A 19,773-nucleotide genomic window follows, 5' to 3' on the forward strand; every position below is an offset into this window, starting at 1 on the left:
GCAAAGTCTCATGGGCGGGTCTGACCCGTACCACGAACCTTGTATTTGAAGCTGGTGAGTTGCTCGACGCCAACCGGGCCCCGCGCGTGCATGCGGCCTGTCGCAATGCCAATTTCAGCGCCCATGCCGAACTCGCCACCGTCAGCAAATTGCGTCGAGGCGTTGTGCAGAACAATCGCGGAATCAACTTCGCTCTGGAAACGGTCCGCGGCTATCTGATCTTCAGACAGGATACAATCGGTGTGGCTGGACCCATACCGGTTGATATGAGACATCGCCGCATCCAGATCCGGCACAACCCTTACCGACAGGATTTTGTCCAGATATTCAGTCGACCAGTCTTCTTCACTGGCCGGCACGACACCTTCGCAAATGTCACGCACCCGGTCGTCGCCTCGAATTTCGCACCCTTTTTCCTGAAGTGCCTTGACGATCTGAGGCATTTGGCTGTTTGCGACACCTTCATGCACCAGAAGCGTCTCTAGCGAACCGCAGATGCCGGTGCGGCGCAGCTTTGAATTGACGACTATGTCCAGCGATTTCTCAAGATCCGCCGATTTGTCGAGAAAGATGTGAACAAGGCCTTCCAGATGAGCGAAGACCGGTATCCGCGCTTCGGTCTGCACACGCTCAACCAGGCTTCGGCCGCCGCGCGGAACAATCACATCAAGGTTGCCACCAAGACCGCGCAACATCTCACCGACAGCGGCCCGATCAGTGACCGGCACGATCTGGATCGAGATCTTCCGGCAGTCCTGCGGCGGAAAGACCCTTTTGCAGTGCTGCGTGGATGGCCCTGTTGGAGTGAATCGTGTCCGAGCCACCACGAAGAACCACAGCATTTCCGGCTTTCAGACAAAGTGCGCCGGCGTCGGCCGTCACATTGGGACGGCTTTCATAAATGACGCCAATCACACCAAGAGGCGTGCGAACCCGTTCGATCTTCAGCCCGTTGGGCCGCTCCCATGCCGCCATGACGCTGCCCACCGGATCGTCGAGTGCAACGATGTCTTCCAGCGCGGCGGCAATGGCCTCGATGCGCTCGAGTGTCAGTGTACCGCGATCGAGAAACGCCGCCGTTTGACCATTTGCTGTCATGGCGTCGACATCCAGCTTGTTGCCGACGAGAATGTCTGGCGCAGCCTGCCGAACTGCCACTGCCATTTTGCGCAGCGCATCGTTTTTCTGATCAGCTGGTGCGGTCGCCAGGACATGCCCGGCGGTGCGGGCACGCTGCCCGATCTCCGCCATCAGATCCTCAGTCGTCATTGCTTCGACCGCTTCCAACATTCTTCCAAACTCCCAAATTGCGGTTTCCAGACCGCCCGTTTTGTGACTTTTTAGCCTGTTCCGTGCAAAAAGACATCATCCAGCACAAGATCATCTCGGTGGATCATTTCCGCACGGCCCGGGTATCCGACAATAGCTTCGATCTCGCGGCTGTTTCGTCCAGCAATCAGTCTTGCTTCATCCGCGTCATATGCGATCAGCCCACGGCCAATGATGCGCCCCTGCAGTGTCTCAACGATTACGGCATCCCCGCGCGTAAAAGCACCCGACACGGATGAAACACCCGCGGGCAGCAGGCTTTTGCCGGATTTCATCGCCTGAACCGCACCTTCATCCAACGTAATCCGTCCACGTGGCTCCAGGTGCCCCCCGATCCAGGCCTTGCGGGCGCTTGCGGGTGAACCAAGAGCCGGGAACCATGTTCCCCGCCCGCCGTCAGCCAAGCGCTTCAATGGATTGAGTTCCTTGCCGGACGTAATGATCATTGTGGTTCCGGCCGCCGTCGCGATCTTGCCCGCATCGATTTTGGTCTTCATTCCCCCTCGGGAGAGTTCTGATCCGGCACTGCCCGCCATGGCCTCGATCTCGCGGGTAATACGCGGCACTTCCGGCAGGAAGACAGCGTCAGGATCTTCATTTGGTGGCGCGGTATAGAGCCCGTCGATATCTGACAAGAGCACGAGACAATCGGCGCTGGCCATGGTGGCAACGCGTGCGGCCAACCTGTCATTGTCGCCATATCGAATTTCCGAGGTCGCGACAGAATCATTCTCGTTGACGATCGGTACAGCTCCCATCTTCAGCAGCATGCCGATGGTGGCGCGCGCGTTCAGGTACCGCCTGCGCTCCTCCGTGTCGCCGAGCGTCAACAGGATCTGTCCAGCTTTTTTACCATGCATGCCGAGTGCATCTGCATAGGCCTGCGCAAGCGCAATTTGTCCAGCAGCCGCAGCTGCCTGGCTTTCTTCAAGCTTCAATGGCCCCGTCGGCAACCCTAGGACACCACGGCCAAGCGCAATCGAGCCTGAAGAGACGATCAGGACGTCTGCGCCTGCATCGGACAATGACACAATGTCTGACACAAGCGCGTCGAGCCACGCCCGTTTCAACTCGCCCTGATCAACCAGCAGGGCGGACCCGATCTTGACGACGATCCGATTGAAGGATTTCAGGCTTCTGGACATCAGGGGTGCCAGCCCTCCTGTTCAGGCGAAGGCACCTGATTGGCGGCATCTTCCTTGTCCTTGTCGATTGCACGCACGATCATGCGCAAGGCCCGATCGACATTCTGGCCGCTTGCTGATGACAGCACCAATGGCTTTTGGCCACAGGCAGCCTCCAGGCTCGCCGACCTTTCTGTAATCAGGTCTTCCGTAAGCGCGTCGCATTTCGACAAGGCGACGATCTCCGGCTTGTCCATGAGCCCTGCGCCATATGCCTCAAGTTCACCGCGCACGACACGGTAAGCCTCACCGGGGTCATCTTCACCCGACCCGTCAACGAGGTGCAACAGAACCCGCGTGCGTTCGACATGGCCAAGAAACCGGTCCCCAAGGCCCGTGCCTTCATGCGCACCTTCGATCAGGCCCGGAATATCTGCCATTGCAAAACTGTGCCCATCTATCTGGACGATGCCGAGATTGGGATGAAGGGTGGTGAACGGATAGTCGGCGATTTTCGGCTTGGCGGCCGAGACTGTAGCCAGGAAAGTGGATTTTCCGGCATTCGGCAGACCGACCAGCCCTGCATCTGCAATCAGCTTGAGACGCAGCCAGATCCATTTCTCCTCGCCTTCCAGACCGGGATTTGCGCGGCGCGGTGCCTGGTTTACGGACGATTTGAAATGCGCATTGCCGAAGCCGCCATTGCCACCCTTCATCAGAAGAACACGCTGGCCCAGCTCAGTCAGGTCGGCGATCAGCGTTTCGTTGTCCTCTTCAAGGATCTGGGTGCCGACCGGCACTTTCAGGACAACGTCATCACCATGGGCACCTGTCCGGTTACGGCCCATGCCATGAATGCCCGTCCCGGCTTTGAAATGCTGTTTGTAGCGATAGTCGATCAGGGTATTGAGACCATCAACACACTCAACGATCACGTCGCCGCCCTTTCCGCCGTCTCCGCCGTCAGGACCTCCATATTCGATATATTTCTCACGGCGAAACGACACGCAGCCGGCTCCGCCGTTTCCGGAACGCACATAAATCTTGGCCTGATCGAGGAATTTCATTTTCTTCTCTTTGTTCTTGTCCTGCTGTCAGGCCCTGGTCCTGTGGCGGTCAGTGGCCGTTCAGAAATTCGGTTCGAGTGACTTCCGTTCGAAGTGCCGGCACGAAGCTGCCGCGCGAAACGCTTTCACAATCAATTTGCGCAACTCTGCGAAAGCCGAGTTTTTCCAGCACTTTCAGCGAACCGGAATTCTCAATCATGGCTTCACCGGCCAAAAGATCGTGCGCCGTATTTTGGAACAGCCAGGTCACGGCGGCCTTGACCGCTTCACTCATAAACCCGTTGCCCCAATAGGAGCGCCCAAGCCAATAGCCGATCTTCGGGGTCTCCTGCAACGTCTTGAAGCCGATCGCCCCGATCATTTGGCCGTCATGGTCAATATGAAATCCCAATTCGTCGGCGGTTGCCGCGTCTCGCCAGCGCTCTACGGACCGGGCAAGATATGTCTTTCCGGCCTCCAGGTCGTAAGGATAGGGAACACGCGAAAGCATTTTGACGACTTCATAGTCGCCAAGCAGTTCGGCACAGCGTTCCAGATCGTCCGGCTCAGGCGACCGCAGCTCAAGCCGACGTGTCTTAAGACTAATCGCGCTCATGACTTCTTCCGCTTATCCGCTTGAAGGTTTCCGGTTCCAGTTTCATGCGTGTGGCCGGGAGCGTTTCTCCCCGCGACTTGATTGAAAGACGATAAGGCCCGATCTCAGCGAAACCGAGCTTGGTGAGAACGTTGAGCGACGCCCTGTTTTCATCGAGTGCTCCGCTCAAAACCGGTTCACCTGACGAGCAGTCAAAATGCCAGACCAATACCGCCTTGCCCGCCTCAGTCATGAGGCCCTGGCCCCAAAATCTTCTGGCAAGCCAGTAGCCGAACTCAGGCGTTCCGTCTGGTTTTCCGCAAGACACGACGCCGATCAGACCTTCGCCCTTGTCGATGGCGAATGCCCGCTCCCCATCCCGTCCCTCTGCCGCGGTTTGCCCATACCAGTCGCGCGCATCGGAAAGCGCATAGGGATGCGGCACAGTCGTGAGCATCTTGGCGACATCATAGTCGTCAATCAGACGGACAATATCCGTCAGGTCCTGCTCCAGAACCGGGCGCAACGAAAGACGTCCGGTTCTAATTTCCGGCAGTTTCACGCCGCTTCCTTCCGTGCCTCGAAATCGGCTCGCGCCAGACGAACAACGACATTGGAGACCCGCCTGTCGAGCGCTCTGGAGAACCGCTCTGTCATGCTGTAGGGCTTGAAACCCATCTTGCGCAGAAGTCCGCGAGACCGGAAATTGTCCTCAAACGCGCGCGCAGCAATGGCCTCCGTCCGGTAGCTGGCGAACGCCCAGTCAATCACCGCTTCCACCGCTTCACTGGCATACCCATGTCCCTGGAACGCGCGACCGATCCAATAACCGATGGTCGGCAGGTCGGGCAGGTCTTCCAGATCTCCCGGAGCCTCAACGGCGGCAACACCAATAAAGACGCCACCAAGCGTGATCGCGAAAACGGCTTCCGTCTTCAGCGGATCCTTGCCGACGACCGTTTTCAGGAAGGCTTCTGCCGAGCCTTCCTCGTAGGGCCAGGCAAAGGAGCTGATCCAGCGGGCAACAGCAAAATCCTTGCCGCCCAGCTCCACAATTGCATCTGCGTCCGACATGGCAATCGGTCTCAGAACCAGTCGTCGCGTCTTCAGTTCCTGCAGTCCAGTCATCGTCCCTGCCCCCATCCTTTCAAAGACTTCCAAACGGTGCGTTCCAGCGTGTAGCGCTCAATCGGCACGGAACCACCGGCGCCAATCGACCGGATCATCGCCTGATCCCTGAACTGGAACCCGGATTTGATCAGGACCCGGCGGGATGCCGGATTGGTGACCCTGCAGGAGCCCTGCAGTTCATTGATGTCGTGATAGGTAAAGGCATGATCGACCAGAGCATGCACGGCCTCGGTCGCCAGTCCCCGACCCCAGAAGGGCTCACCCAGCCAATAGCCGATGTGGACCGGGCCTTCCGAGTCCACGGGTGCATATTTGGCAACACCGACCAACCGGCCTGTGCTTTTCAGCCGGATCGCAAACAGAGCGGACTTGTCACGCACCCGGTCCGCCTGCTTCACAAGCGCACGGGCGTTTTCAATCGTATATGGATGAGGCATCGCGGCCAGGTTCGCCGCGACGGTCTTGTTGTTGGCCAAAAACACAAGGTCGGCCAGATCGTCCATTCGCGGTTTGTCGAGCCGCACATGAACCGCTTCCTGCGGCAACGGGGCCGCAACCAAACAGCTTTCGTCTAACAGTCCATCACTTTCAACAACCATCTTTTCCTCCAGTCAGAACAAATCAAGGGGGAGATGGCGCCCCATCTCCCCCTTGGATCTTCGACTGGTCTTTGGTTGCTGACCTGTCTCGAATTGCCGGGGTCTTGTGGGACGCCGGCGCTTCGAAAATTCACGTCGGCTTTACTCCGCAGCTTCCGCCACCGGGACCACATTGATGTAGGTTCGTTTGTTGGCTTTCGCCTGAAACTCAACCTTGCCTTCCACGGTCGCGAAAATGGTATGGTCCTTACCCATGCCCACGCCGTTGCCCGGGTGCCACTGAGTGCCACGCTGACGAGCGATAATGTTGCCGGGAATCACAGCTTCCCCGCCGTATTTTTTGATGCCAAGACGGCGGCCAGCTGAGTCGCGGCCGTTGCGGGATGAACCGCCTGCCTTTTTATGTGCCATCGTTAGAACTCCTCGTTCTTCGAATACTTCTAGTCAGTCTCTAAGGAAGCGGCGGCTCAGTTGCCAGCCAGTTCCTTGGCCTGATCAACCCAGTTGTCGCGTTCGATACGGCCCTTGAAGTTCAAGACCTCATCGACGCGGGCGATGTCTTCCGCTGAGAAGTTGACGATCTGCTCATAGGTGGTGATGCCCAGAGCGTTCAGTTTCTTCTCAAGGACCGGGCCGACGCCAGAGATCTTCTTCAGATCGTCTTTGCCTTCCGGTGCGGTGAAGAGCGGCTCAACAGCTGCGTCTTCTTTTTTCTCGGCAGCCTTGGCTTCTTCAGCTTTCGGCTCTTCGGTTTTATTCGGCGCTGCCTTTTTCGGCGCTGCCTTTTTGGCCGGTTTTGCACCACCTGTCAGGATGTCGGTCACCTTTACAAGGGTGAAGGACTGACGGTGGCCGTTGCGGCGGCGGGAATTCTGACGCCGGCGCTTCTTGAAAATAATAATCTTGCGGCCGCGGCCCTGCTCGACCACTTCTGCAACTACGCTGGCACCTTCAACGGTCGGCGCGCCAACGGTTGTGTCGGTGTCGTTGCCAACCATGAGCACTTCATCAAAGGTTACGGTGCTGCCGGCTTCGGCTTCAAGTTTTTCGACCTTCAGGAGGTCATCTGCGGCAACAGTATACTGTTTGCCACCGGTTTTGATCACTGCGAACATGTCTCGCACGTCCTTCTTTTCGTTTTTGACATGCCGTCCAAAATCCTGTTGGATCGTTGATCCGGCTGCATTCAGGTCGACCTCAGGCGCCAGTCTCCCCGCAAGCGGTTGACAGGTCTTTGTGACGGGTTTCGCTTAAAGCTTGATTGCCCGGCAGGCCTAGAACGACAAAGAAAACCCGAAAAAGCGAACCTTTTCGAGCCCGCGCAATATAATCGGCGCGCCGAGGATGTCAAACGGAAATACGGTCGAGAGCTGCTAAAAAGCGCGGCGGAATGAATCGCTTGGCGCAAGTGAGGCGACTTTCTTCTGGCAAGTCAATTGATAGGCTTCAATTCATCCGATCCCGCACAAAGCTCGCTCATGGTGCTTGAGTGTCTTGAGCCGGATCCACCCATGTCAAGAACGGGCTGAAAATGGGCCAAACCCTCCGCATCCGCGCGCCGGTTCCGATCAGTTTCCGATGATATCGACAATCGGGTTGAAGAACTGAATTCCGGACTTGCGGGTCGCCCGTAGCTTGTCTATGTTCCGCGCCACTTGAGACCCGTTTATCTCAAAGTGCCGCGGAGAGGTGCCGGAGTGGTTGAACGGGGCGGTCTCGAAAACCGTTGAGCGCGCAAGCGTTCCGGGGGTTCGAATCCCCCTCTCTCCGCCATTTTCCAGAAAAGATAGTGTTTCCGAAGCCGTGTGGCAGGCTCAGAGGACTGATTCTTTATGTTAGAGGTATAAAATTCTGGTTTGGCCATGGGCGTATGCCGGGCTTTCTTCTGCCGCTCATTGAATGGCTGCAATGCGGACAAAGCCGTCATTCCTAGTTCGGATACGAGGTTCCGCTATTCGTTTTCCGATATCGTCAGCCTGTCAAAAATCTGCCAGAACTTCGCCAATTGTGCCGGGAAGTTCTGGCATCGCTAATTCATTGATCTTGCATGACTTAAAGATCATGCTGATCTCGGAACACCTTACGTTGTCAGCCCGCTAGAGCGACAGCATCCTTGCCAGCCGGAATACGGAGTGGGCTGTTTGAATCTGTAACAGCGTTCCAGATTGCTTCGACAACACTTTTCGGCTTCGTAAGCTCTTTGCCGCTCGGTTCTCTGAATGCTTGCATGATTTGAGCGACGAAATCCTTATAGTCTTCGGGCGTATCGCTGGATTGCGCCATCAATGACATCGCGTTCTTTCCGAAACTCGTAGTCGGTGCTTGCCCAGGCAACACGATGTGAGAGCGAATTCCGAGTGGAGCGAGTTCGAGAGCAAGGCATTCGGTAAAGGCGTTCACAGCGGCTTTGCTGGCAGTGTAAACTGACGCAATTGGCAAAGGCTTGAGCGTCACACTTGATGACACATTGACGATGACACCTGCACCTCTGGCTCGCATTTGAGGCAGCACACCGCGGACCATTTCCATTAAACCGAATGTGTTGGTTTCAAAGATACGTCGCAGATTTTCGTCCGATGTGCCCTCGAAGGGGGAAAGCCAACCCACGCCAGCATTGTTGACCAACGCGTCGATCTCGCCGGTGGCTTCGATGGCGCTGTCGATGCTGGCCTTGTCAGAAACATCCAGCGGCAAAATCCGCAATTGGTCTGAACTCGGCAGCAGTGCCGCGTCGGGCTTTCTCATGGTCGCGATGACCGACCATCCGTTTTCCAGAAAATAGCGCGCGGTATCCAGCCCGAAACCCGAGGAACATCCTGTGATCAAAACTGTACTCATAGCAGTCTCTCCTCTTTATTGACTGCTTTTAGGTAGTTTGGATAAGTTGGATTATATATAGCTTGTTATCCATTTTTTGTTATCAAGAGTCCGAATTGATCGACCCGTTCTCAGAAATTATCTCGCTTTTGCGGCCGCAGGCATCGCATTCGAAACTGTCTCATGCTTCGGGGCCGTTTCGTGTGCGCCGCGATGATGTGAGCGAAGCATTTTATTCTGCGGTTCTTTACGGCAGTGCCTCTTTGGAGGTCGCCGAAGAAGACGCGGTCGAGTTAAACGCAGGGGACTTCATCCTGATCCCTGCAGCCAAGTCTTTCACCATGTCCAGCCTCGACCCTAAACCGCCACTTGGTCTGGTGAGCCAACCTGTTGAGGGTGAAGACGGGGTATTCAGAGTGGGACAATTGAAGGGCGAGCCAGAAGTTCAACTGCTGATCGGACATTGTACGTTCGACAGCCCGGATGCAGACTTATTGGTTTCTCTTTTGCCGGGCTTGATCGTGGTGCGGGGTGAAGGACGCTTGGCCACCCTGACAGAGCTCGTGCGGGATGAAGCGCGTGCGAACAGACCTGCGCGAGATGTCATTGTAGAGTATTTGTTACAAGTGCTTTTGATTGAAGCTATTCGATCTGGCTCGGACTCTGGTGCGTCCACTGGCCTGTTACGAGGTTTGGCCGATTTGCGCATCGCGCCTCCATTAAGAGCGATGCACTCAAACCCTGCCCATAATTGGACGGTCCGAGAACTTGCCAAGGAAGCAGGTCTGTCGCGCTCAGCGTTCTTTAGCCGTTTCGATCGGATCATGGGAGTTTCTCCGATGGCATACCTGCAGAATTGGCGTATGACCATGGCAAAGAACATGCTGCGCTCGGGAGGGCATAGCATCGCGGAGATTTCAGCGAAGACGGGCTATGGATCATCAAGTGCGTTCAGCACCGCGTTTACCCGTTGCGTAGGATCTCCGCCTGCGCGTTTTGCAAAGTCGATTGCGGGCGATAAAGGCACATTTTCGATCTTCTAGCCTATTCGGATGATCGGCTATGGCAGAGAATTGGCGCGCCTTAGTCTCGTTGGTCGCGGCAAACATGCGACCCCACCCTCATGCAATTGAGGAATGAACTCATTTAGATGACAATGCCTCCAAAGCTGCCGTTCGAAGAAGTTACAGCATTTTGCAATTTGGGCTCGAGACAGTCATTTAATTTTCGGGGGCTTCTCAATAGTCCACTCAGGGGATTCCAACTTGGCACGGGTTTGACCCACACCAAAATCAGGCAGGGAATTCAAAATCGTTTCCCAAGTTTCTAGCTCTTTGAAAAGATCATCGAAAAGGTTCGGACTTTCCCCCTCTCTCCGCCATTTTCCGGAATGCTCTGGCGTTTCCGGTACACATAGCAGCACCAGATCAAAGATTTCTCGTTTTCAAAGCCCATTTTCTGGCGTTCAATGTAACCATCAGGCGCATGCTGGGAGACTTTCATCATCAGACATCCGTGACTTCGTTGCGGATAAAATGGCCGGTTGTTCTAGACACATGGACATCCGCGTTCATCTTCCGCCTAATACTCCGGCTCTCAACAGCACATTCGGTGTATTGAGGTTCCCTGAGGCCGTTCCTATATTCGGCGGAGACACAAGATCCGGTAGAGATACGAGGAACTGGAAAAAGACGATGGACCGCACGCTCACCACTTGAAACCAGAGGTTTGCAACCGTGAGCATCATCCATGTCTGCTATCGTTATCGCCAACCTGAGTTGGCACACTCCTGACAACACATCCCTTTTCGACAATTTGAATCTGACGTTCGAACCGGTCCGAACGGGACTTGTTGGTCGAAACGGTACAGGCAAGACGACCCTCTTGCGTCTGATCGCCGGCGAAATCGCTCCCATGACTGGGAAGATCATAACACCGCCGTCGGTCGGGTTTCTGCGGCAGAACCCTGAACAGCACCCAAACGAAACGCTGGCCGATCTATTCGGCGTTCGCGATCAACTTACCCTTCTGGACCGTGCGGAACGGGGTGAGGCAACGGCAGAAGATTTGGCAGACATTGACTGGACACTGGAAGCCCGGCTGGAAGCAGCCCTCTTAAACCTGGGGCTCAAACAGCCTATCGACCTGCCGATCCGCTCCCTCTCCGGAGGTCAGCGCACGCGCGCGGGTTTGGCCGCGCTTATGTTTGCTGAGCCGGATGTGCTCTTGCTGGACGAGCCAACCAACCATCTCGACCGAGCCGGACGCCGCAGTGTGATCGACGCACTGCGGGCGTGGAACGGATGCGTGGTTGTCGCCAGCCATGATCGGGAATTGCTGGGGGCGATGGACGCAATCGTCGAGCTCTCTCGTCTAGGAGCACGCAGCTACGGCGGCAACTACGACACGTATCGCCAGATGAAAGCTGCCGAATTTGCACGCACCGAAGCCGAACTTGCACGGGCAGAAAAGGCCGTCTCCCAAACGCAAGCGCGCGCGCAGCTGGCTTTGGAGCGCAAGGCCCGTACCGACCGGCAAGGCAAGCAACTCCGCGCGTCCGGCAGCCAATCCAAGCTCATTTTGAATGCAGCGAAAGAACGAAGCCAGTCTTCAGGCAATGCTGCAGCACGTCTTAGACACCGCCAGACCCAGGCAGCCGCTGATGCTTTGGAAGCGGCGCAGAAGTCCGTCGAGATCTCGCAGCCGCTCAAGATGGACATTCCTCCTTCCGGACTTGTTGCCGGTCGTGATGTACTGCGTGTTGATGACCTATGCTTCCGCTATTCGGGCAAGGCCCCTCTGCTTCAGGATGTATCCTTTGCGATTCGCGGACCGGAACGTGTCGCGATCGAAGGCAGGAATGGGTCGGGCAAGTCGACGTTGCTTGCGTGCGTCCACGGCAACCTTCAGCCACAAAGCGGATCTGTCTCGGTTCATGTTCCAATGGCGCTATTGGATCAGGATCTTAGCTTGCTGAAACCGGAAGAGACCGTACGGGACGCCTTTGCGCGGCTCGACCCGGAGGCCGGCGAGAATGATCGACGGGCGGTCCTGGCGCGATTTCTGTTTCGAGGAGATGACGCAAAGCAGAAGGTCGGTGCTCTCAGCGGCGGACAGCGCTTGCGCGCTGGCCTGGCCTGCACGCTCGGACATTGCAGGCCGCGCCAGCTCTTGCTGCTGGATGAGCCGAGCAACCATCTCGACATCGAGGCGATCGAAGTACTTGAAGCGGCATTGACCGACTACGATGGCGCAATCCTGGTTGTCAGCCATGATGAGGCCTTTCTGCAGAACATTGGCGTCGAACGAACACTTTCCCTCTGAACTCAAGTGTCAGCATCGACCTTGTGACAGGTCTCGTCGCTATTGAGATGACACATCAAGATTTTCTTTCGTAACAGCCCAGATGTTTTTGGCTCGTCGGGTCGCTTGTGGTGCGCAAAACAGCGAAATTCTGTACCCCATCTCGGCTTCGCAATTTCTGGCAACTATTCTGCCAGCGGCCAAATCTGCCTCGACGAGGCTCTCCGGTAGAACACCTCGCTCGCCTTTCGAAAGGCAATGAGCCCTTATGTCCGCGGCCATGCCATGCGGCACCTCTTCGGTCACAGGCAGTTCCGCAATGCTATCGCGGCACGCTTGCCATATCTGACCCACATAGGTCAGTGGATGGGAAACGTGCAGCGGCAACAGTTCAATTTCCGGTAGGTCGGCTGGCTCTATGATCATAAGCCTGTCCTTGGCGATGTCCGCATAGCGGAGAACCGACCAATTCTCATCCAGCGGGACGCTTGGGTGTCTGGTCACGATTGCCAAGTCCATCTCGGATCGCGCGATCATCCTGGCGGCGGTGTCGTGATTGGCCAGCATTGGGGCAAAATGAACGCCACCCAGTCGGCGTGACAGCCACTCCTTGAATTTTGGAAAGACGGTGAAGCTCACATTGTGAGGCATCACAATGGACACGCCTCCTTCACTGGTGCTCCAGGGGATAGACTGGCCTCGAAAGCTGTCAATTTCGGATAGGATTTGCCGGGCGACCGGTAAAAAATCGTCGCCTGCTTTCGTCAGACACAGAGGCCGGCTACCGCGATCAACCAGCGCCCGTCCCAGATAGTCTTCAAGCGCCCGCAAACGCTTACTTAGGTTCGATTGTGTCGTATTCCTGCGGTTGGCTGCATGTGTGAAGTTGAGAGTTTCGGCGACGCATAAAAAGTCTCGCAGATGGTCAATGTTCATCGCAGCGCCGCCCCTGCAAGCATCGACCGGTCTCAGTTAAGGGCACCACCAGCGGCAAAGAGCGCATCCATCATACCTTTTCGGGCGAGAGTGCCCGGGCGTTGCTCGGGACGCTCACCAAATCGAAGCAGTTGGGCAAACACCACGGTGCGAGCCTCCTTTTCTGCCCAGCCGACATACCAACCGAAAGGTTGTCCCTTCAATCTTTTACCGTCGTCACCAAAGGGCAGTCCCGCACCAGTTTTGCCATAAACAGTCCATCCATCAATCGGTTTTTCGACTTTCAGGAGTGCCTTGGTCTGAGCGACGGCCAAATGATCTACGGACAATTCTTCCTTGATCATGCGCGCGATGAAATCAACCTGTTCGGCGGGTGAGATCTTCAGCGACGAGCTGAGCCAGGCGTTGGTCAATCCATTCGACATGCCTTTGTCACCGGACACATCACGATTTCCGTAGCCAAAAGTGTCAACGTAGGCTTCGAACCGTTCCTGTCCCAGTTTTTTGGTAGCCAATTGCGAGTACCAGACAACCGAGTCCCGCATCCAGCTATATGGCCTCGTATCCTGTCGCCAGTTGGGATTCCAATCGGCATATCCTTCTTGAAATGGCCATTCAGGTGCTTCCGTCGACCTTAAAATACCGCTGTCAAATCCCATAAGACTTATCGCGATCTTGAAGGTAGAGGCGGAAGACATGCGCTCATCGCATTTTCCTTCTTCAATCAGGATTTTGTTCGAGGCGAGCTCAACTGCAAGTGTACAAACAACCTGCTGCTCTGCCGACGCCTGTAGCGGGATCGCTATGACGGTAGCTGCGACAAGCGTATTCAGTATTTTCATGGATTTTTTCCTTCACTGCTCAAGCAGCACTTACCTCCAATCCACCTGCGGCGTCCAAGTCATGTTTCGACTGTTGTATCGCCACGGAGGAATAGTTTGCCCATGCAAGGAACAAGACTTGGCGGCCTGGCGAGTACGAAGGCGGCAACATGAAGCGAACCAGAAATCTGTTCCCTGCGGTGGTTTGAAATTTCTCTGAAGGAGGCCTGCTTTACTAGAGAAGGGCGCACTCAAAACCTGACGCGCGAGACAAGGCTGTCATTCGGTCTCAAGCCGGAACTTGAGGAATTTTGCGCCATCATACTCAACCTCGCCGACACACCGCGCTCCAATTCTTTTAAGTGCCCCCAGGTTCTTGCGGGTTGGTGGCAAAAGAAATGTCACAAACGGGATGCGTTTGTCGGCTATGGCAAACTCCAGTGCCTTTTTCGAAATACGAGTCCCCAGACCAAAGGCGTCGGGCTTCAGAACCAATCCGAAGTCCCACTCATAACCCTCTTTCTGAAAACCTCCCCACCCGACATAGCGACCGTCTGACAAAATCGCCCAGTGGCCGAGCCCATCGCGAGACCAGCACTCTTCCTTTTGCGCGACAAACTTCGCCACGGCTGCCGTGTCCCATTCAAATGTCAAAAGCGGCATGTGTTCCGCGACCCTTGGGTCAGACATGTGAGCTTCAATTTCGGTGGGCTCAATTTCCGGCAGCCGCGTAAAAACGATTTTGTGTTTCAAGGTAAGTTCCTGTGGCAGTCATTTGATGGATTACCGGTGTTCTGCCCGAGCGACGAACAGCGCAGTCTCAAGGTGACCAATTTCATTCACTCATATGTGGTGGACGGGCACAATTTGCATAGCCAGCCCGTCGAACGTCTGTCAAAAAATAGCAGCGAAAGTGAAACGCTATTTTTTTTCCATCTGCCCGTAGCTGGAATTGTCGCGTGGCCAACAAGGCGCTCTCAGTCTCATCGCATCAATGTCTGCATTGGAACGACATCCAACCAACAGTCATTTTTGGCGGGCGTGTGCCAGCGCAAGTGACCACCGCGGGGCCCAGATCGCAATTGAGCCTGAGTGTGTGTTGCTCTACTGATTAGGCAGCCAGCTCGTTGCACGAGAACTTCCGGAAAGGCAAACACAGCATGATTGCATACGTCACTGTCGGTGCTGACGACATTGCCCGGGCAAAACAGTTCTACTGCGCGTTCCTGCCCGCCCTTGATTACGAACTGGAGGAAAGTCCCGAAGGCCTGAGCTTTGCGCTGCCTGTCAAACCGGGGCAGGCTGCCGCTCAACCGGAATTTTACGTCAAACCTCCCTTTGATGGAAAACTGGCATCCGCAGGGAACGGCGCCATGATAGCCTTTGAAGCTCATAGTCAAAAGCAGGTTCGTGAGCTTCACTCCGCAGCACTTGCCGCAGGCGGTGTTGACGAAGGCCAACCTGGCTTCCGTGCCTCTTACGGACCCCGTTTTTATGTCGGCTACCTGCGCGATCCGCAAGGCAACAAGATTGCACTGTTCTCCAGCAATCCGGACGAGCCCGGACGCGACTGATCGCGGTATGGCCTCTTGGGCTCGAATTTCGTAGAGATGCCTTTCAAGTTGGTCCAGACTTTGTTCCGAAAGGTCCAACCCAATTGAAACGCCTTAAATTCGCCAGGCCCCTAGGTGCTCAATCTTCTTTTGCGTAGCAGACGGCCTGGAGTTTGTTGCCGTCAGGATCTCGAACATAAGCAGCGTAGTAGTTTTCTCCATAGTGTGGACGCCTGCCGGGTTCGCCGGCACTGCTTCCACCCTCGATTAGCGCGGTTTGGTGGAAGGCTCTGACTGCGTCCCTGGTGTCAGCGACGAACGCAACATGAGTGCCATTTCCCCAGGTGGCTGGTTGACCATCTTCGGGCGGATAAAGATAAATGGTTGGCATGCCGCCTTTTTCAAAGGCCGGTGGTTTCCCCGGTGGCTTGGGCAAGCGTTCGAAACCAAGGGCACCAAGAACCTTGTCGTAGAAACGACCTGCACGTTCAATATCGTTGGTGCCGAGCGTAATATGGCTGATCACTGACATTGCTATTTCTCCTGATTGATAGGAGAATAAAACAAGAACAAACTCAGCACAATAGCTCTGCTTTCTACCGGAAAACAAAAGGCGCTACGGGTTCAAGAACGTTCGCCAGCCTGTTTCCCGGTACCGTCACCTGGATCAGTTTCCACCACCGAGCGGCAGACAGCCCGCTTCGCCGGACCCTGCCATCTGCGCAGGTTCGCGTTTGGATCGATACCGGCCGTTGCCAGGGCGCGGGCGGCGATCTGGCGGACAAGATCGTCCAGATCTGTCAATCCGGCATAGAAGGGTGGCACCGTTGGCGAGACGATCGCTCCCATGCGCGTCACCTTCAGCATGGCTTCCAGGTGACCTTCATGAAGTGGCGCTTCACGGGCCAAAAGGACAAGAGGCCGTCGCTCCTTCAGTGTGACATCCGCAGCGCGGCACAAAAGCCCCTCGCCAGTTCCATAGGCGACCGAGGCGAGACTTCGCATGGAACATGGCGCCACCAGCATGGCGTCCACTGAGAACGACCCACTGGCGAGAGGTGCGAATAGGTCCGTCTGCGGATACTCCACCGTTGCCAATGCGCCGATCTGCTCGCGGCCATCCGGGCCCAGTTCGTGCTCGATGGTGTGTTCTGCCCCGCGCGTGACAATGACATGCCGCTCAACTTGGAGGTCGGCCAACATGCGCAGCATTTGGAGCGCAATTGCAGCGCCCGACGCCCCGGATATGCCGACAATGACGCGTCTGGATGAGGTCATAGCCTTGAAGCTTCCACTTTTTCAGGCGGTTTCAGTTTGCCTAAAAGGCCTTCTGCACGCGCTGCCACATCCCGGGGCATCACAAGTTTCTTCGAAAAGGGCCGTGCGGTTTCCGAACCGATCTTGATGGTTGCATCCATGCCGAGTTTACCGCCCAGACCCTCACGCGGACTTGCAAAATCAAGCTGGTCAACCGGCGTGGAACTGAGAACAAGAAGGTCGCGTTCCGGGTCGGACCGGGTTGCGACAGCCCACATGACCTCGTCCCAGTTTCGAATATCGATATCATCGTCGACCACAATGACATATTTGGTCATGGAAAATTGCGGCAGCAACGACCAGAAGCCCATCATCGCGCGGCGTGCCTGTCCCGGATATGACTTGTCGATCTTGAGAATGGCAAACCTGTAGGAGCAGGTCGCTGGCGGCAGAAAAACATCCTGTATTTCCGGCAAGGCCTGCTGCAGGATTGGCCGAAAGAGATCTGTCATGGCGTCGCCGATGACCGAAGGTTCGTCGGGTGCGCGTCCTGTGAAGGTCGACAGATAAACCGCGTCGTCCCGCATGCGGAGCGCCTTCAGATGAAAGACTGGATATTCGGCAGGGTCGTTGTAGTAACCGGTGTGATCACCGAATGGCCCTTCAAGCGCGGTCTCCTCGGGGTGGATCTCACCTTCCAGTATGATTTCCGCACCTTCGGGAACATGCATTTGAATGCGGTTGCAGGGCGAGAGACGCGCGGGCCTGCCGTTGAAAATACCAGCAAGCGCCAGTTCGCTGATATTGCCCGGAGCAGGTATCACGGCCGCCAGAAGTGTCGCCGGATCGCAACCGATGACGACGGCAACGGGCATCGACTGGCCCTTGCCCTGCCATTGCCGGTAATGCTGCGCCCCGCCGCGAAACGGTAACCAGCGTACTATGGCGCGTTGTCCGTCCAGAACCTGCATTCGGTATATGCCGAGATTGTAGAGCCTTGGATCGTCCACTCCGGGTGGCCTTGTGATAACCAGTCCCCAGGTGATCAAAGGTCCGGCGTCTTCTGGCCAGCAGGTCTGAACGGGAAGGCACTTAAGATCCGGTGCAACGTCATGCAGATCCCTGGATGCGGCAATTTTTTTCGGGCGGGTGTTCCAGCCGGCTTTGGCCACAGGAAACAGTTTTGGAAGATCACGCAGGGACGCGGGAGTTTCGGGCGCGCGCAATGCGGCCAGAAACTGTCCAAGCTCCGGCAATTGATCGGGATGGATGCCAAGACCGTTGGCGACCCTTTTCCGCGTCCCGAAGATGTTCACGAGCAGGGATGCGGCAAATTGCACCTGCGACCCATATCTGGGGGCCTTCAGCAGCAATGCCGGTCCACTGTCACGGATGACCCGCTGGTGTAAAGCTGTCGCCTCAAGATGGATATCAACTGGCTCGGAAAGATGTTTCAACTCATCTTCAGAAGCCAAAAACGTCATAAATTCCGATAGGTTATGAAATTTCGGCAAGTCACGGCCGGACATTGTATCGCTTTGCTATCAATGGTGATTTCAAGCATTCAGCACCGACGCTCATGCCCTCATTCAAGACGCCCGATTGTCCTGACCGGGCCGGATTGAACCTTGATCTTTGTCAAGTCATTCAGGCAATTGCGCGAACTACATTCGGCGCTGAAAGTGAGACCTCATATGCCGACCACCGCACCTGCCCTCAGCTTGCCACCCCTGATTTCAACATTGATCGCTCCCTTGCCGAAAACGCCGATGGAGGTTCTTCTGACGCGGTTCACGAGGCGCCTCGTGGCACGTCGACCGGAGCTGCTGCAGCGGCTGGGTGCGGTTGTCAAAGTACCGATCGCAATTGTTCCAGATGATATGCCACACGCATTTCTTCTGTCTTTGGACAATGACAAATCCAGCGTCGAAATCTGCGACAAGGACCAAATCACGCGCGCCAAGGCTGTCGTCAGGGCTCCCTTTCTGGTTCTTTTGGGACTGCTTGACGGCACATATGACGCCGACGCCCTGTTTTTCACGCGGGACCTTAAAATAGAAGGCAGAACCGAGCATGTGCTGGCGCTGCGCAACACGCTGGAAGAGGCCGATCTGACACCTGGAGAATTCTTCGGTCTCAGCGGACGACCGGCGCAGTGGATGAACGGGTTCAGCGGAACGCTACTCGACAAGGCCAAAAGACTGGCCGGTAACGGAAGCCGGAACGCCAGCTCAATGGAACAGGGCGGCCAGCGGTGAGCAAGGAAGAAAAGCAGATGGAGCTCGTCTGTCCGGCCGGAACACCAGCCGCCCTGCGAGCGGCGGCGGACGCAGGCGCCGATGCCATCTATTGCGGATTTGCCAATGAGACGAATGCCCGAAATTTTCCGGGCCTGAACTTCTCACCAACAGAGCTTGCCGACGGTGTTGCCTATGCGCACGCAAAAGGTGCCAAGGTGCTTGTCGCAATCAATACCTTTGCCAGAGCAGGAAGTATCGGTCTCTGGCGTCAGGCGGTGGATGACGCTGCAGCATGTAACGCCGATGCAATTATAGCCGCCGATCTCGCGGTGCTTGAACATGCGGCGGAAAAACACCCGGATCGACGGCTTCATCTCTCAGTTCAGGCAGCAGCAAATTCACCGGAAGCAATCCGATTTTACTCCGATACGTTCGGGGTAAAGCGCGTGGTGCTGCCACGTGTTTTCTCAGTTCCGGAAATCGCGGCCCTCAATCGGGAAATCGACGTCGAAACCGAGGTGTTCGTCTTTGGCGGGCTTTGCGTCATGACCGAGGGGCGCTGTTCGCTTTCCTCCTATGCAACTGGAAAGTCGCCCAATCTGACCGGGGTCTGCTCGCCACCCGATCATGTTGACTATCGGGAAGACAAGGCAGGCCGGCTCTTGGCCCAGCTCGGCGGTTTCACCATCGACAGCTTCGAAAAAATACACCGGCAGGCTATCCGACACTCTGCAAGGGACAATTTTCAGCCGAAGGCCGAACGGGATATCTTTTTGAAGACCCGGTTAGCCTCAACGCATTCGAGCTGCTGGAAGACCTCGCAAAGGCCGGTGTCACAGCTCTGAAAATCGAAGGCCGGCAACGCGGCAAGGCCTATATCGCGGGTGTTGTCAGCGGTTTCAGGCGCGCCGTAGACGGACTTGCGACCGGCACAGACGCTGGTCCGGCTATTGCTGCGCTGAAAACGTTTTCCGAGGGCGGACGGCAGACGTCCGGCTCCTACAAGAAAACCTGGCGGTGAT

General features: G+C 56.1%; 20 protein-coding genes, 1 tRNA gene and 2 pseudogenes. 7 read left to right on the forward strand and 16 right to left on the reverse strand.

From position 1 onward, the window contains the following. Nucleotides 1-8: 8 nt before the first annotated feature. From ACZ1HV_RS12550 to ACZ1HV_RS12590, 9 genes and pseudogenes are all read right to left on the reverse strand, one after another. A pseudogene (locus ACZ1HV_RS12550) lies at nt 9-1,290 on the reverse strand (glutamate-5-semialdehyde dehydrogenase). Between the two features lie 50 nt (nt 1,291-1,340). Next, nucleotides 1,341-2,477, reverse strand: coding sequence for a glutamate 5-kinase (gene proB / locus ACZ1HV_RS12555; protein ID WP_472718440.1), 1,137 nt, complete (start codon nt 2,475-2,477; stop codon nt 1,341-1,343). Beyond that, nucleotides 2,474-3,520: a GTPase ObgE gene (obgE, locus tag ACZ1HV_RS12560; protein ID WP_298964869.1), complete on the reverse strand. Its 1,047-nt coding sequence runs from the start codon at nt 3,518-3,520 to the stop codon at nt 2,474-2,476. Before obgE ends, proB begins: the two co-directional genes overlap by 4 nt. A gap of 49 nt (nt 3,521-3,569) precedes the next feature. Next, nucleotides 3,570-4,115: a GNAT family N-acetyltransferase gene (locus ACZ1HV_RS12565; protein ID WP_298983020.1), complete on the reverse strand. Its 546-nt coding sequence runs from the start codon at nt 4,113-4,115 to the stop codon at nt 3,570-3,572. Next, complete coding sequence (locus tag ACZ1HV_RS12570) at nt 4,102-4,656, reverse strand: GNAT family N-acetyltransferase (protein WP_472718265.1); 555 nt, start codon at nt 4,654-4,656, stop codon at nt 4,102-4,104. The genes ACZ1HV_RS12565 and ACZ1HV_RS12570 overlap by 14 nt, the downstream gene beginning before the upstream one ends. Continuing rightward, nucleotides 4,653-5,222, reverse strand: a complete 570-nt coding sequence (locus ACZ1HV_RS12575) for a GNAT family N-acetyltransferase (protein ID WP_152503738.1) — start codon at nt 5,220-5,222, stop codon at nt 4,653-4,655. The genes ACZ1HV_RS12570 and ACZ1HV_RS12575 overlap by 4 nt, the downstream gene beginning before the upstream one ends. Continuing rightward, complete coding sequence (locus ACZ1HV_RS12580; RefSeq protein ID WP_298817723.1) at nt 5,219-5,824, reverse strand: GNAT family N-acetyltransferase; 606 nt, start codon at nt 5,822-5,824, stop codon at nt 5,219-5,221. The genes ACZ1HV_RS12575 and ACZ1HV_RS12580 overlap by 4 nt, the downstream gene beginning before the upstream one ends. A gap of 141 nt (nt 5,825-5,965) precedes the next feature. After that, a complete protein-coding gene (rpmA, locus tag ACZ1HV_RS12585; protein WP_152503739.1) occupies nt 5,966-6,235 on the reverse strand; it encodes a 50S ribosomal protein L27 in 270 nt (89 codons plus the stop codon). Nucleotides 6,236-6,291: 56 nt separating this feature from the next. Next, the gene (locus ACZ1HV_RS12590) at nt 6,292-6,939 is read right to left on the reverse strand and encodes a 50S ribosomal protein L21 (protein WP_298817721.1); all 648 of its coding nucleotides are present in this window, start codon (nt 6,937-6,939) and stop codon (nt 6,292-6,294) included. Between the two features lie 568 nt (nt 6,940-7,507). Here ACZ1HV_RS12590 and ACZ1HV_RS12595 point away from each other — a divergent pair. Then, a tRNA-Ser gene (locus ACZ1HV_RS12595) sits at nt 7,508-7,597 on the forward strand. Between the two features lie 315 nt (nt 7,598-7,912). Here ACZ1HV_RS12595 and ACZ1HV_RS12600 read toward each other — a convergent pair. Continuing rightward, nucleotides 7,913-8,662, reverse strand: coding sequence for an SDR family oxidoreductase (locus ACZ1HV_RS12600; protein WP_472718266.1), 750 nt, complete (start codon nt 8,660-8,662; stop codon nt 7,913-7,915). A 95-nt stretch (nt 8,663-8,757) separates the two neighbouring features. On the opposite strand from ACZ1HV_RS12600, the gene ACZ1HV_RS12605 reads away from it, so the two are divergent. Together ACZ1HV_RS12605 and ACZ1HV_RS12610 are read left to right on the forward strand one after the other, a co-directional pair. Beyond that, a complete protein-coding gene (locus ACZ1HV_RS12605) occupies nt 8,758-9,684 on the forward strand; it encodes an AraC family transcriptional regulator (protein WP_472718267.1) in 927 nt (308 codons plus the stop codon). Between the two features lie 706 nt (nt 9,685-10,390). After that, nucleotides 10,391-11,965, forward strand: a complete 1,575-nt coding sequence (locus tag ACZ1HV_RS12610) for an ABC-F family ATP-binding cassette domain-containing protein (protein WP_472718268.1) — start codon at nt 10,391-10,393, stop codon at nt 11,963-11,965. 39 nt (nt 11,966-12,004) lie between these two features. Here ACZ1HV_RS12610 and ACZ1HV_RS12615 read toward each other — a convergent pair whose 3' ends face one another. The 3 genes from ACZ1HV_RS12615 to ACZ1HV_RS12625 all read right to left on the reverse strand — a co-directional run bounded on the left by ACZ1HV_RS12615 (nt 12,005) and on the right by ACZ1HV_RS12625 (nt 14,391). After that, nucleotides 12,005-12,880 (reverse strand): LysR family transcriptional regulator, encoded by an 876-nt coding sequence (locus tag ACZ1HV_RS12615; protein ID WP_472718269.1) that lies wholly within the window; start codon nt 12,878-12,880, stop codon nt 12,005-12,007. Nucleotides 12,881-12,912: 32 nt separating this feature from the next. After that, nucleotides 12,913-13,722: a class D beta-lactamase gene (blaOXA, locus tag ACZ1HV_RS12620; RefSeq protein ID WP_472718270.1), complete on the reverse strand. Its 810-nt coding sequence runs from the start codon at nt 13,720-13,722 to the stop codon at nt 12,913-12,915. Between the two features lie 258 nt (nt 13,723-13,980). Further along, the gene (locus tag ACZ1HV_RS12625) at nt 13,981-14,391 is read right to left on the reverse strand and encodes a GNAT family N-acetyltransferase (RefSeq protein WP_472718271.1); all 411 of its coding nucleotides are present in this window, start codon (nt 14,389-14,391) and stop codon (nt 13,981-13,983) included. Here ACZ1HV_RS12625 and ACZ1HV_RS12630 point away from each other — a divergent pair, their 5' ends adjacent. Further along, entirely contained in the window at nt 14,392-14,760 is a 369-nt protein-coding gene (locus ACZ1HV_RS12630) for a hypothetical protein (protein WP_472718272.1), read from the forward strand. A 101-nt stretch (nt 14,761-14,861) separates the two neighbouring features. Then, nucleotides 14,862-15,275, forward strand: a complete 414-nt coding sequence (locus ACZ1HV_RS12635) for a VOC family protein (RefSeq protein ID WP_298964847.1) — start codon at nt 14,862-14,864, stop codon at nt 15,273-15,275. 118 nt (nt 15,276-15,393) lie between these two features. Here ACZ1HV_RS12635 and ACZ1HV_RS12640 read toward each other — a convergent pair whose 3' ends face one another. The 3 genes from ACZ1HV_RS12640 to ACZ1HV_RS12650 form a co-directional block, all read right to left on the reverse strand. After that, a complete protein-coding gene (locus ACZ1HV_RS12640; RefSeq protein WP_298817714.1) occupies nt 15,394-15,786 on the reverse strand; it encodes a VOC family protein in 393 nt (130 codons plus the stop codon). A gap of 92 nt (nt 15,787-15,878) precedes the next feature. Then, nucleotides 15,879-16,532 (reverse strand): UbiX family flavin prenyltransferase, encoded by a 654-nt coding sequence (locus ACZ1HV_RS12645; RefSeq protein ID WP_472718273.1) that lies wholly within the window; start codon nt 16,530-16,532, stop codon nt 15,879-15,881. After that, nucleotides 16,529-17,995, reverse strand: coding sequence for a UbiD family decarboxylase (locus tag ACZ1HV_RS12650; RefSeq protein ID WP_472718274.1), 1,467 nt, complete (start codon nt 17,993-17,995; stop codon nt 16,529-16,531). The genes ACZ1HV_RS12645 and ACZ1HV_RS12650 overlap by 4 nt, the downstream gene beginning before the upstream one ends. Before the next feature lie 321 nt (nt 17,996-18,316). On the opposite strand from ACZ1HV_RS12650, the gene ubiT reads away from it, so the two are divergent. Together ubiT and ubiU are read left to right on the forward strand one after the other, a co-directional pair. Continuing rightward, nucleotides 18,317-18,769 carry a ubiquinone anaerobic biosynthesis accessory factor UbiT gene (gene ubiT, locus ACZ1HV_RS12655; RefSeq protein WP_472718275.1) on the forward strand — a complete coding sequence of 151 codons (453 nt, stop codon included), beginning with the start codon at nt 18,317-18,319 and terminating at the stop codon, nt 18,767-18,769. A 17-nt stretch (nt 18,770-18,786) separates the two neighbouring features. Beyond that, nucleotides 18,787-19,772: pseudogene (ubiU, locus tag ACZ1HV_RS12660) on the forward strand (ubiquinone anaerobic biosynthesis protein UbiU). The last annotated feature ends 1 nt before the right edge of the window (nt 19,773 follow it).

It is taken from the genome of Roseibium sp. JB4-4 (assembly GCF_055693425.1).

Excerpts from the sequence above, each read along its gene's own strand:
- obgE (WP_298964869.1), bottom strand. The coding sequence starts at position 3,520 with ATGAAATTCCTCGATCAGGCCAAGATTTATGTGCGTTCCGGAAACGGC.
- ACZ1HV_RS12565 (WP_298983020.1), bottom strand. The coding sequence starts at position 4,115 with ATGAGCGCGATTAGTCTTAAGACACGTCGGCTTGAGCTGCGGTCGCCT.
- ACZ1HV_RS12575 (WP_152503738.1), bottom strand. The coding sequence starts at position 5,222 with ATGACTGGACTGCAGGAACTGAAGACGCGACGACTGGTTCTGAGACCG.
- ACZ1HV_RS12580 (WP_298817723.1), bottom strand. The coding sequence starts at position 5,824 with ATGGTTGTTGAAAGTGATGGACTGTTAGACGAAAGCTGTTTGGTTGCG.
- rpmA (WP_152503739.1), bottom strand. The coding sequence starts at position 6,235 with ATGGCACATAAAAAGGCAGGCGGTTCATCCCGCAACGGCCGCGACTCA.
- ACZ1HV_RS12590 (WP_298817721.1), bottom strand. The coding sequence starts at position 6,939 with ATGTTCGCAGTGATCAAAACCGGTGGCAAACAGTATACTGTTGCCGCA.
- ACZ1HV_RS12600 (WP_472718266.1), bottom strand. The coding sequence starts at position 8,662 with ATGAGTACAGTTTTGATCACAGGATGTTCCTCGGGTTTCGGGCTGGAT.
- ACZ1HV_RS12610 (WP_472718268.1), top strand. The coding sequence starts at position 10,391 with ATGTCTGCTATCGTTATCGCCAACCTGAGTTGGCACACTCCTGACAAC.
- ACZ1HV_RS12615 (WP_472718269.1), bottom strand. The coding sequence starts at position 12,880 with ATGAACATTGACCATCTGCGAGACTTTTTATGCGTCGCCGAAACTCTC.
- blaOXA (WP_472718270.1), bottom strand. The coding sequence starts at position 13,722 with ATGAAAATACTGAATACGCTTGTCGCAGCTACCGTCATAGCGATCCCG.
- ACZ1HV_RS12625 (WP_472718271.1), bottom strand. The coding sequence starts at position 14,391 with ATGTCTGACCCAAGGGTCGCGGAACACATGCCGCTTTTGACATTTGAA.
- ACZ1HV_RS12635 (WP_298964847.1), top strand. The coding sequence starts at position 14,862 with ATGATTGCATACGTCACTGTCGGTGCTGACGACATTGCCCGGGCAAAA.
- ACZ1HV_RS12640 (WP_298817714.1), bottom strand. The coding sequence starts at position 15,786 with ATGTCAGTGATCAGCCATATTACGCTCGGCACCAACGATATTGAACGT.
- ACZ1HV_RS12645 (WP_472718273.1), bottom strand. The coding sequence starts at position 16,532 with ATGACCTCATCCAGACGCGTCATTGTCGGCATATCCGGGGCGTCGGGC.
- ACZ1HV_RS12650 (WP_472718274.1), bottom strand. The coding sequence starts at position 17,995 with ATGACGTTTTTGGCTTCTGAAGATGAGTTGAAACATCTTTCCGAGCCA.